Genomic DNA, 12318 nt, shown 5'->3' on the forward strand with positions numbered 1-12318 from the left:
AAGAACAAATCCGGCCGTCAGGAACGTTTAAAAGCGGTGGTCAATCAGTACCTATTAGAAACATTATCGACTGTGACTGTATAAGAGAAACAAACAGTTCGATAAATAAGAAATATGCCGTTATGGTGTTTTGTTCCAGTATATTTTCAGGCTGTCGAGAAAGTTTTCTCCACAGCCTGTTTTTGTGTCTGAACACTTTTTCATCTTTTCTATCAACACTAATAGAAAAGATGAAAAAGGAGAGATCTCTGATGATGGGAGCGTTAAAACATCATCGAGATGAGCGTGTAACGGTATTGTAGATAGGCAATGAAGGAATTTGAAAAACTCATTCATTTGAGGATGTATACAGGCTGAAAAAGGAAGCAGCCTTAAATCGTGAAAAACAGCAGCATGACAAACAACAAGAGAAACCAAAGTGAACCAGTTTTAAGCTGTTTTCCAGAAATCGTAAAGAGCAGGAAATAGAACGTTAATGGAAAAGGAGAATGTTTATAGGAGAGTTTTAATTGCTGAAAAACCGTTCCAGGCACAAGCATATGCAAGTGCCTCAGGGAATGGAAAACGTCATGACGGTTATATAGAAGTAGGTGATTTGGCTGAGTATTTAGCTAAATCAATATCGCTAGTTTAGTCAACATTCTTTTTGTCCAAAATGAATAATAATGCTTACAATTAAATAAATGTAAATCACCTTAATTAAAACATTATCTCTATACTATAACTTAAGGCGGTTATATAAGTATGGTTTATATCACTAAAGTACAATTATTTTTTCTAATAATGTTATTTGAGATTGGAAGTACGACCCTTTTTGCACTTGGGATAAAAGCAAAGCAGGATGCCTGGATTGTTGTTTTAATTGCCTCATTTATCGGATTAGGCCTTGTGTGGGTATTTACACAATTCCCAAAATTTTATCCTAATAAGAATTTTTCAGATATTCTGGATAGTACAATAGGAAGAAAATTAGCTATCCCTTTACTTTTTATTTACAGCGCTTATTTCCTGAGTGGTGCCAGTTTTAATTTTTATGAATTTAGCGAATTGATCAAAGTGACTGCTTTACCTTTGACACCGCGTATTATTATTCTTTATTTATTTATTATCGTTACCGCTTACATACTTACTTTAGGCTTTGAGGTTCTAGCAAGAATGGCTGAAATCTTATTGCCAGTCTTCATTATTTTTCTTATTCTAATTTATATTATTACAATGTTTTCGGGTCATTTTAATATAAGAGCCTTACTTCCCGTTTTGGGAAATGGTTTAAAACCGATTTTAGGAAAAACTTTAGTAGAAGTTATCACTTTTCCCTTTGGTGAGTTGGTCGTTTTTCTCATGTTTTGGCACTTTGTTAGAAAGCAGGAACAAATAAGGAAAGTTTCCTTGTTTGCTATAGCATTGTCTACATTTTTTATCATCTTTTCTTTAATCGTTCTAATTTCCATGTTGGGACCAGAGTTAGCAGCGAATTCTGCGATTCCTTTACTTCATGTCTTATTAGCGATTAATATCGCTGACATTATAACGAATGTAGACTTATTAGCCATATTAGTCATTTTTATCGGTGGATTTTTCAAAATGAGTCTGCACTTTTATGGCGCTGTCCTTGCCGTTACTTGGATATTTAAAATCAAAGATCCAAAATGGGTGATCGTTGTTCTAGGACTCCTTTTTCCCATTTACAATATTTTTCGTTTTGATAATATAATCTACCATAGATGGCTTGGCTCCGAAGTTCATTGGTTTGTTATGGTAATGATTATCCTTATGACTGTATTATTATTAATTATTATTTTTTTAAAGCATAAAAGTGAAACTTCCAAACAAAGGAGAGAACGCGATGTTAATTCTTGATATAATAAAGAAGGCCGATATGTTATCAAACATAATATTAATTGGCTCTTCCATATTTATTATCATCTTTCTCCTACTGATTGCTTACCGTACTGCTGTACTTTTATTCAAACGTTAATATCCGGGTTGGAAGGGCCCTCGCATCAACCCAGTAGTCTTTACTGAAAAGTTAACACTTACTGTATATGGAACTTCAGTAAATCGTTCCTTCCAATCCTTTTTTACTTTATTCCATGTTTTGGGATCTTCTTGGTTTAAGGCGTTGCCAAAACCCAAAATATCAGACTTAAGCTTTTTTTGTGCCTTCTCCATTGCCATTTTTATTTCTTTTTCTATTATTTTCTTCATTTTCCCTTCTATTTTCCTCGAATAATCAAGCCTTTCTGCTTGGCTTTCAAATGTAGCAATTGATTGCTGTTCAGCGATAATTCCTTCACCGTTGACACTAATGATAAAAGATATTTCATCTCCTTTTATTGTTGGCTTTATTTTAGACTTTACGTTTTTCACTTCAACTGTGTCAAACCGTTCTTCATTTACTGGTGAGGGTACTGATATGGCTGCCGTTTTTACTTCTCCTTTGCCCCAACGGTAACCTCTTGTTTCTTTTTCATTTAAATATCCAACTAATTTATCCTTGTTAAAAACACCTCCACCTGATATTTTTACATGTTTTTTTGAAAATCTGTCTTTTTCAAATTCCAACACACCAACCACTGGATTAATTCCACTTGCTAACACCTGTTTGTAAAAATTGAGAAGATCTATTTTTGCTGCATTAAACTGTATGTCCGTATGATTAACTAAATTCCGTAAATGGATAGCAGGTAAGATTGTTGCCGCATTTGTGCTTGAGGCTAATATCTCACTTGCTGCTGCATTTTTTACAATACAAATGTACACATATTCCCTGAATTCTTTTCCTCGTTGAAAAGCGTCAAGAATCGGTAAAATTCCTTCTTTTGCCAATTCCTCACTAATCAGGATTATCTTATTGTGTCCATAAAAACCCTTGCGATCAAATATCAGATTTACTTTCCTTATGGCTTCAAATATCGTTTTTCCATTGGTAACGACCTCTTCAAATGGACGAGTAGTACTATTAGATTGAGTACTAAAGGATGCTGGTTTTAGCATGAGAGATGAAAAGATATAATTACCTGTGTCAGCATCCTTATCAATTGCAACCCCTACAGCGATTCCCAGCTCCTTTAATTCAGTTCTGTCCCAACATCCGGATAATATGGCAAGGCAAGTTAACAATAACAGCCCCTTTTTCAACCTTAATCCTCTCCTTTGCTAGTTATCGGGCTCGTTGGCTTGTTATTATTACCTTCTCTTCTGGATGCCTTCCGAGTGATCGATTGAGGCCGAGATTTAAAAAGCCATAATGGGAGACGAATAATAGAATCCTTCCATTCACTCCAGATAATGGGTGCTTGCGGAGTTAAATAGGGAGTACCGTAAGAACTAAGTGAACACAAGTGCCCTAATATAACCAGAAATCCCATTAATATGCCAAATAATCCAAATATGCCTGCCAAGAAAAGCAGAAATATCCGAGACAATATAACTGCATCTATAAAGGCTGCAACAACAAATTCACAAATCCCGGTAATGGCAACGACGATGACCATTGGGGTACTGACCAAACCAGCTTGTACTGCTGCTTCTCCAACAACTAGTGCACCTACAATACTAATTGCCGATCCTACTGGTTTAGGCATCCTGACTCCCGCCTCTTTTATCAGGTGAAAGGCAATGCTCATAATGAGTGCCTCAATGAATATAGGAAATGGTACACGCTCCTCTGCTGCAGCCATTGTTGCTAGCAAAAGTGAAGGCACCATCTCTTGATGGTAGGTGGTAAGTGCAACATAAAAAGGCGGTGTGGCAATGGAAATAAATAGAGCTAATAAACGCAGTAATCTCATAAATGAAGCAAAAACTGGCCGAGAATAATAATCTTCCTCAACTTGTACACCCTCAATAAAAAGAAAGGGTATAGTTAATACAAAAGGTGTTCCATCGCAGATGACGGCCACTCTTCCCTCTAATAATTTGGCAGCAATTTTATTGGGCTTTTCGCTACTTCCAATAGTAGGAAATAGTGAAAAAGGACTATCTTCAATAAATTGTTCAATATAACCAGATTCTAATATTGCATCCGTATCGATTCGTTGTAGTCGTTTCCTTACTTCCTCGACAACCTTAGTATTTGCTATCCCTTCTATATAGCCAATTCGGATATTGGTTTTTGTTTGTTTACCAATCTTCATATCCTCAAATATTAAATTCGGGTTTTGAATTTTTCTGCGAATTAACATGGTATTTACCTTTAAAACTTCATTAAATCCATCGCGTGGCCCTCTTACATTGGATTCCGTTTCAGGCTCTTCCACACTTCTTGATTCAAAACCTTGGGTACTTACTGATATTGCAATATTAAATCCATTGATGAAAAGAACCGTTTCTCCGGATAAAACACTTTCTACCACTTTATCCATCTTCTTAAGTTCCTGAACAGTTGTCGCTGTTAAGATCCTTTTCTTTATGATTGTTAGCAAATTCTCTTCACTCGAACAATCATTTGCAAAATTTGGCTCCATTAACGGTTTCAAAATATGGGTATTTATATAGTCTTCATTCACCATACCGTCTAAAAAACAAATAAATACTTTTTTTGACTCATGAAAAAAAACTTCAAATTCCTTAAAAAGGACATCATCTGTTTTACCAAAGATTTTTTTTAATGAGGATAAGTTATCAACTGTGCATTTTGCAACGTCACTACCATCCTTTACAAATTGGTTACTTATTTTAGAAAACTTTTTCTTAGACCGTCTCTTCTTATAGAAAACCCTTAGCATATGTATTCCTCTTTCACCTCTCGAATTGATGATTACTGTTACTATTTGTAAAATAAAAAAAAAGATTCCTTTTCCCGCTAGCCTCCCTCCATAAAGAGTTTTTGTGTCTGAACACTTTTTCATCTGTCAACACTGATAGAAAAGATGAAAAAGGAGTGCTGTCTTATGATGGGAGCATTAAAAAATCATCGAGATGAGCGTGTCACGGTATCCGTAGAAGAATTGGTTCCGCAAGATTATTTTTTGCGTGCAGTAAGTAACCATTGAACTTGATTTTATAGAGGAAAAGCCATGTCCGTATTACTGTAAGGCTAATAATCGTCTTTCTCTTTATCCTATTACGCTGTTTAAGGGGATCTTTATGGATTGCCTCAAGCAGAACGTGCCGTTTTGCAGAAGTATGTGCCAAAAGTTTGGTTAGAAGAAACAGTAACCAGACCTCGTTTGGAATGGCACAATAGGTTGTTGCATGATCACATTTTGCTTCAAAAACCGGAGGATCTAGATTCAGAATGGTAGGTACATTGGTGCAAGAACATCGCAACACGTATAGGGTGAAAACAGAGAAGCAGTTATTACTTCTTATAAGAGGCAAAAGGTCATCTCAGTGGCTTTATCCATTAAAAGAAGTGTGAGCTATTCTTATTTTCCCTATGAGGGGCTTGTTGAACGGCGCTGTATTTCGCTTCCTAGGAAGAAGATACAGAATCCCCCACCTTCGTTCGACCAACAATCTCCTTGTGGGAAAGGAGCGTTAGCGAGTAGATGGGGGAGTTCAATCATATCCAAATAGTAGAAATTTCTTAGATACTCGTTGGTTGTTTCAGAGACAAAGATTGAGGTCTCTCACAGGTACTTTCCATTATGTAATGCTTTCCATTATCTGAGGAATTATGGAAGCCATGCATTGCTTCTAAAACATGGTAAGCTAGATTGCCATTTGCGCGATGCTCACTTCCACTGAGGATAGCTTGGGCCATATCTGCTACACCAAGGCCCCTGCTGTTTTGTGAATAGCCATAAGATAGAGACACATTTACAAATTCTTTTTCGTCACGTTTTCTGATGCGGACAGGTCCTCCAAACGTATTTGGATCAGGAACTAGCAATGTACCTTCACTGCCGTATATTTCGATAGGAGGCAGCGACGTTCCCCCAAAAGCGTCAAAGCTTGTTGTAATTGTTCCGATTGCACCAGATGCAAAATCTATAGTGCCTGAGATATGAGTCGGGATTGTAACTTGTATTTTAGTACCAGCTTTTGGTTCGCTAGTGACTGTTCTTTCTGGATAACTAATGCGAGTTGATCCAGAAATTCGTTTAATTGGCCCTAATAGAGACACCAAGGCTGTTAAATAATAAGGTCCCATATCAAACATTGGGCCGCCTCCAATATCATAATAGAATGCAGGGTCCGGATGCCAATGCTCATGGCCGCGGGTAATCATGAAAGCAGATGCCCCAATGGGAACGCCGATTTCACCTTGTTCAATGAGATGAATTGCTGTTTGGATACCCGCACCTAAGAAGGTGTCAGGCGCACTGCCAACTAAGAGGTTTTGCTTCTTGGCCGTTTCTAAAATTTGTTGTCCTTCCTCACATGTAACTGCAAGAGGTTTTTCCGTATAGACATGCTTACCCGCTTCAAGTGCTTGAATACAAACAGCTGCGTGGGCCTTTGGAATCGTTAAATTAATAACTAATTCAATGTCAGGGTCTGTAAGGAGTTCCTGTACTGAATAGGCTTTAGGAATACCGTATTTTGCAGCTTGAGCTTGTGCGCGTTGTTCATCTAAGTCTGCACATGCAACAAGATCGAGATGATCGAATTTTTGACAATTTTCCATATAGATTGAACTGATATTTCCACATCCAACAATACCAATTTTAAGTTTTTTCATATTGGCTCCCTCGTTATATAATTTATTGACTATCTCCCATACCTGAATATACAGTGTGATTTCCGTTAGCAGATGTCCCCGCCAATGTTTTAGCTCGTTTCTTTCCCTCGGCAGCCCACAAAAAGCCACGGCGCATGATAAGTGAAACCTCTGGCATTGCCACGATATTAGCTTGATGCCCTAATGAATTATAGAACACATTTCCCAGACCCCAGCGTTTTGTCCATACGACAGGCATATCAACTGCTTTATTCGTAGCATGGGGACCATCAACAACTGGGAAGCGTGTGGTCGCGAGTACCTCTACTGCAGGATCGACATGAAGATAATACTGCTCACTGACAACTTTAAAATCAGAAAAGCCTTCTAATAGCTGACTTGTGGAATGCTTGATATTAACCATGTACTCCACGCCATCATTACCTGGGTGTGCTACCCAATTTCCGCCGGTCATAAATTGCCAGTCAACGTTGTTCCGGAATGAGTCGCACATTCCGCCGTGGCATCCGGCTAAGCCGACACCGTTCATAACAGCTTCAGATATATTCAATACGTATTTTTTTTCAATTTCCCCCATTGTCCAGTGTGGAACGATTAAATCTAGTGACTTTAATTTTTCAACATCTGCATAGGAGTCAAGTGAATTTGAAACTTCTACATGAAAGTTTTCTTCCTCAAGGATGCCTTTGAAGATTTGTGCCACTTGCTCTGGCTCATGACCATCCCAACCGCCCCAAACAATCATTGCATGTTTTTTCATTTGTGAAACACTCCTTTTATTTACATGTCTGAAATCTTAATCCATTGACGTTTTTCAATTGATAAATCGACAGCTTCCAGCACTTCTTGGCATTTCACACCATCGCGGAAGTTTGGAACAGGCTGGCGGTCCTCACGGAATGCTGCCATTAACTCGACAATTTCATGAATAAAGGTATGCTCATACCCGATTGTATGTCCTGGCGGCCACCATGCTTCAGCAAAGGCGTGGGCAGGATCAGTCGCTAATACCCGGCGGAAGCCTTGCACGTCAGCGCTGTCGTCAGTAAAATACACCTGCAATTCATTCATTCGTTCAAAGTCAAAAATCACGCTTCCTTTACTGCCGTTAATTTCAAAGGAATTCGTACAGCGATGACCTGAAGCAAAACGGGTAGCTTCAAAGCTTCCTAAAGCACCGTTGGCAAATCGGGCTAAAAATAAGGTAGCATCGTCTACAGTAACTTCGCCTTTTTCTGCATTATCACTAACGGTTGCTGATAGGCCTGCCATATTAGTAGGAAGAGGTCTTTCTTTGATGAACGTATCACTCATTCCAATAACCTCAGTAATGTCACCAATGAGATAATGAGCCATGTCAATGAGGTGGGCGCCTAAGTCCCCATGGGATCCTGAACCTGCAATATCCTTCTGAAGCCTCCATGCAAGCGGAAAATTTGGATCAATGAGCCAATCCTGCAAAAACCAGGCACGAAAATGGTAGATATCACCTAATCTACCTTCTTCAATTAGCTTTTTGGCTAACATCACAGCAGGAGCAAATCGATAGTTAAAACCGACCATATGTTTAACCCCAGCAGCTTCAACAGCTTCAAGCATTTCTCTCGCGTCCTTCAATGTAAGCGCTAACGGTTTTTCACAAAAAACGTGTTTGCCTGCCTGAACTGCGGCAATGGTTATTTCCTTATGTACATCACTAGGTGCATTAATATCAATTAAATCAATATCGTCTCTGTCTAAAAGGCCCCTCCAGTCAGTTGTGTATTCCTTCCAACCGAATTGTTTCGCTGCTTCAGCAACACCCTCGGGGTTGCGTCCACAGATGACCTTCATTTCAGGGTGAATACTTTTTGGGAAAAAGAGCGGAAGATCACGATAGGCATGACTGTGTGCTTTACCCATAAATTTGTAGCCAACCATTCCAATTTTAATAGTCTCCATGTGTTTATAATTCCTCCCATTTTCAAGCCGTGAAATCGCATACATTATATAGTGCAATTACAACAGCGCAAACTTGATTTGTATAGTGTATGAACTAAGTTACTGATAGAAGAAACTCAGCTGTTTAAGGTTGTTTTTTATCCATTTCAATATATAGCAGAGCAGGGGAGTTAAGAAGGTGTTTAGAACTAATCAAGGTGAATCGTATCGTAAGTAAATAGGTTTTTTTATAATCAGCATCCGAATTCCATCGTAAGATACGCGTGAAATTCAAAGAACCAGCTCCGAGGTCACGGAGCTGATTTACTAGTTTTCTATTCTTTAGTCCATAATTGCCCAATAGGCAGGTTTTACATTATAATTTGCATCAAAAACAAATGGTGCATCTTTTCCTACCCCGTTATTGTACTGTTCTGCACGGTCATTTAACCATGTATGGTTATCAGCAATGCCCCAGAATGTTACATTACTAATTTTATCACCTAATTTCTCATATAAAGCAAATAGCTGATCGTAATATGCTGCTTGGCGTTCGAATTCACTTTGTGGAATTAGGTCATAAGACGGATACGCCGGTGTTGGTGGCCAACCATAAAGGCTAACATCCAATTCAGTAATTTGATTATCTAACCCAAGACCGGCAAACATATTAATGGTCTTTTCAATCTCTTGAATAGAAGGCCAGCCGACTTGGATGTGAGACTGGTGTCCGATTCCATCAATTGGAACACCTTGCGCCAATAAATCCTTAACTAGGTTATATATTGCAGTTCTTTTTGGTTCTATTTCTGTATTATAATCATTAATGTAAAGCTTAGCGTCTTTTCCAGCATATTTTCTAGCTGTCTCAAAAGCGACTTTGATATAGTCAGTACCAGTGATTTGGTACCATGGAGATTGACGTAATTCTCCTGAATCGTCGACTACTTCATTAACAACATCCCAAGAGTCTACATCATTTTTATAGCGTTTTACGATTGTTTTAATATGAGTTTCTAAGCGCTTTAATAGAAGCTTTTTGTTTTTCTCGCGTTGTTTTGGATCTGTTTCATTAACCATTGGCTTTCCTTCTTCATCAAGGAAGAACCAATCTGGTACTTGACTATGCCAGACAAGGTTATGGCCGCGTAAGTCCATATTGTTTTCCTTGGCAAATTTAACAATCTTATCTGCCTCTGTAAAGTTAAACTTACCTTCTTCTGGGTGAATATTGATTGGCTTCATGACATTCTCTGCAACGATGCTATTATAATGGCGCTTTAATACTTCTGCGTCTTTTCCCTCTAATTGATAAGGTTCAACGGCTGCGCCAATTGTAAAGGAATTTTTATATCTTTCGTCCATTGGTTTTACTTCTAATGCACTAACTGGTTCATTTGCAGCAGATACACTATTCATTCCTGCAGGTAGCAATAAGGCTAAGGCTAGTCCGCAAATAACAGGTTTACGTAAAACTTTTAGCATATTGTGATCTCCTTTTTAAAAAAATATTTTTTGAAAGGATTTTCTTGAATGGTTAATTAAACCTCCTTTTTTATAATTTTCTAGCTAGGAGATATAGAGAAAGCGCTCTCAATTTACTTTGAAAAACTTATGTAACTATAGTATCCTAGCTCGAGTTTATTATAACAGCACTTAGTTCGTTTGTACACCGAACTAACTAAGTTTTTTGAATTTTTTCTAGATTGAATTAATTTACAACCCCTTCAGCCCTTACATACAACAGGTTTTTAGATACAAAAAAGGAGTACCTCCTCAGATTCTTGTATAATTATTGAGGATGAATGGCTGTGTGGCTTACTCATCATACTGCAGTATTGAAGGTCAAAAGTTTGGCTAACGAACTCACAGGTTACTTCAAAATTAAGCTAAATTTTTCACAACAGATAAAGAATTCCTTTCACTAGATCAAGATAAAGAGAAATGTCGTAAATAAAGCCTGCGGTTGAATTTCATAGTAGGCTTTATTTACGATCATTATCGCCATTAATCAAAAAATACATCCAACCTACTGCATTTGGAGTTTTGACTTCAGGAAATTTTCGGTTGAAAAAGCCGCAACTCCCAAAGCAGAAGAAGGAAGAGATAAATCTGAAAAATCAATCTTAATGTCCGTTTGATGGAACGGCAATGTGAATTTGCCAATAACGTCCCGAACTTGCGGTTCAATCCATTGTCTTGCTGCTGCCAGGCGATTTCCAATGATAATTTGCTGGGGATTAAATGCATGAATGATATTAATGATTCCTAAGCCTAGGTTTTTGCCGATCTCTTCCAACAGTTGAATGGCTGCTTGCTCCTCACTTTGTGCAAGTAATAGTATTTCGCCTAAATTGACATCATTTGTTATTCCCAAGTTCATTTCATTTGCTTTTGATAGCAGGGATTGTTCAGAAGCATATAGTTCCCAACAGCCTTTATTTCCACATCGGCACTGCATTCCGTTTTTGTCAATTGTCATGTGCCCGAACTCACCCGAATATCCATTAATTCCTTTATATAATTCCCCATTAATAATAATACCTGTTCCAATCCCAATTCCTGCACTTACATAAATGAGATCATCAAAGGGTTGTCCGATTCCAAATTTTTTCTCTCCGTAAGCACCGGCGTTTGCCTCATTTTCAACAATAACAGGTACATTGAACATGTTTTCAAGCTCTGCTGTTAGTGAAACGTTTTTCCAACCTAGATTAGGGGCAAGCAAAATATCTCCTTCTTTGTTCACAACTCCCGGTGCACCAATTCCAATTCCGACGATTCCATAGGGAGAGGGAGGGACAGTATCGATTAAAGAAGAAATAATACTTTTCACACGATTAAGGGTATCTTCAAAGGATACATTTATATACTTTTCATTTTTGGTAATCACAATGTTTCCGTGGAGATCAGTTAAGACTCCGAGAATGTAGTTGACACCAAGATCAATTCCAACAGAATAGCCGGCACCTTGGTTAAACAAAAGCATTACTGGACGTCTGCCCCCGCTGGATTCGCCTGGGCCAGATTCATAAATTAACTGTTCCTCCAGCAGCTCTGCTACTAATGACGATACCGTTCCTTTGTTTAAACCGCATTTTTGCGCAATATCAGCACGTGAAATAGGGGAATGATTCATAATCAAATTGAATACAACTGATTTATTTTCTTTTTTTACTAACTGCTGATTCCAGGTCGTTTGCATAATAGTTTCCGTTCCCTTCTTTTACAATAGACTTACATTTATTATAGCGATTTTACTCTCCGGAATAAATTTTAATTACAATAAACTTTGTTTATCCGGTAGACAAACAAAGTTTGCGGTGATATAATCAATTCATAAGTTGTACAGCTGAAGGAAAATTGGTATATAGTTGTTTTATTTTTAGTTTGTTGTAAGCGATAACAACAAATTGTGAATTTGTAACATGAAAACCAAAGAGGAGGAAGTTTCAGATGGCTTATTTCCAAAATATTAACCAAATTCAGTTTGAAGGTCCAGCATCAAAAAATCCACTTTCATTTAAGTATTACAACCCGGAAGAAAAAATAAACGGCAAAACAATGGAAGAAATTCTGCGCTTTTCTGTTGCGTATTGGCATACATTCGCTGCTGATGGAACAGATCCATTCGGTGCAGGAACGATGATTCGTCCTTGGGATCATTATAAGGGCTTAGATTTAGCAAAAGCACGTGTGGAAGCGGCATTTGAATTGTTTGAAAAGCTAAATGTACCTTTCTTCTGCTTCCATGATTCCGATATCGC

11 protein-coding genes and 2 pseudogenes are annotated in these 12318 nt (G+C 38.0%); 6 read left to right on the forward strand and 7 right to left on the reverse strand.

The window, feature by feature from the left end; genetic code table 11:
* From EP737_RS26105 to EP737_RS24285, 3 genes are all read left to right on the forward strand, one after another.
* A partial coding sequence (locus EP737_RS26105) for a hypothetical protein (protein ID WP_205651017.1) occupies nt 1-302 on the forward strand: 302 nt, incomplete at its 5' end.
* Nucleotides 303-475: 173 nt separating this feature from the next.
* Complete coding sequence (locus EP737_RS25850; RefSeq protein ID WP_165350916.1) at nt 476-634, forward strand: hypothetical protein; 159 nt, start codon at nt 476-478, stop codon at nt 632-634.
* A 110-nt stretch (nt 635-744) separates the two neighbouring features.
* Nucleotides 745-1860, forward strand: coding sequence for a GerAB/ArcD/ProY family transporter (locus EP737_RS24285; RefSeq protein ID WP_129731867.1), 1116 nt, complete (start codon nt 745-747; stop codon nt 1858-1860).
* 114 nt (nt 1861-1974) lie between these two features.
* Here EP737_RS24285 and EP737_RS24290 read toward each other — a convergent pair whose 3' ends face one another.
* Nucleotides 1975-3141, reverse strand: coding sequence for a Ger(x)C family spore germination protein (locus tag EP737_RS24290; RefSeq protein ID WP_129731869.1), 1167 nt, complete (start codon nt 3139-3141; stop codon nt 1975-1977).
* 2 nt (nt 3142-3143) lie between these two features.
* On the reverse strand, nt 3144-4853 hold the full coding sequence (locus EP737_RS24295; RefSeq protein WP_129731871.1) for a spore germination protein: 1710 nt from the start codon (nt 4851-4853) through the stop codon (nt 3144-3146).
* A 42-nt stretch (nt 4854-4895) separates the two neighbouring features.
* On the opposite strand from EP737_RS24295, the pseudogene EP737_RS24300 reads away from it, so the two are divergent.
* Nucleotides 4896-5094, forward strand: a pseudogene (locus tag EP737_RS24300) (IS5/IS1182 family transposase); the annotation flags it as partial.
* 2 nt (nt 5095-5096) lie between these two features.
* The gene (locus tag EP737_RS25855; RefSeq protein WP_165350915.1) at nt 5097-5249 is read left to right on the forward strand and encodes a hypothetical protein; all 153 of its coding nucleotides are present in this window, start codon (nt 5097-5099) and stop codon (nt 5247-5249) included.
* A 284-nt stretch (nt 5250-5533) separates the two neighbouring features.
* On the opposite strand, the gene EP737_RS24305 is transcribed toward EP737_RS25855, so the two are convergent.
* The 5 genes from EP737_RS24305 to EP737_RS24325 all read right to left on the reverse strand — a co-directional run bounded on the left by EP737_RS24305 (nt 5534) and on the right by EP737_RS24325 (nt 11756).
* Entirely contained in the window at nt 5534-6631 is a 1098-nt protein-coding gene (locus EP737_RS24305) for a Gfo/Idh/MocA family protein (protein ID WP_129731873.1), read from the reverse strand.
* Between the two features lie 22 nt (nt 6632-6653).
* The gene (locus EP737_RS24310; RefSeq protein ID WP_129731875.1) at nt 6654-7391 is read right to left on the reverse strand and encodes a ThuA domain-containing protein; all 738 of its coding nucleotides are present in this window, start codon (nt 7389-7391) and stop codon (nt 6654-6656) included.
* 20 nt (nt 7392-7411) lie between these two features.
* Nucleotides 7412-8572 (reverse strand): Gfo/Idh/MocA family protein, encoded by a 1161-nt coding sequence (locus EP737_RS24315; protein WP_129731877.1) that lies wholly within the window; start codon nt 8570-8572, stop codon nt 7412-7414.
* Between the two features lie 321 nt (nt 8573-8893).
* Nucleotides 8894-10036 (reverse strand): endo-1,4-beta-xylanase, encoded by a 1143-nt coding sequence (locus tag EP737_RS24320; protein WP_129731879.1) that lies wholly within the window; start codon nt 10034-10036, stop codon nt 8894-8896.
* 544 nt (nt 10037-10580) lie between these two features.
* A complete protein-coding gene (locus EP737_RS24325; RefSeq protein ID WP_129731881.1) occupies nt 10581-11756 on the reverse strand; it encodes an ROK family transcriptional regulator in 1176 nt (391 codons plus the stop codon).
* A gap of 251 nt (nt 11757-12007) precedes the next feature.
* On the opposite strand from EP737_RS24325, the pseudogene EP737_RS24330 reads away from it, so the two are divergent.
* Nucleotides 12008-12318: pseudogene (locus tag EP737_RS24330) on the forward strand (xylose isomerase); the annotation flags it as partial.

The organism is Ectobacillus funiculus (assembly GCF_004138295.1).
In the GTDB taxonomy this organism is placed as follows: Bacteria; Bacillota; Bacilli; order Bacillales; family Bacillaceae_G; genus Ectobacillus; species Ectobacillus funiculus.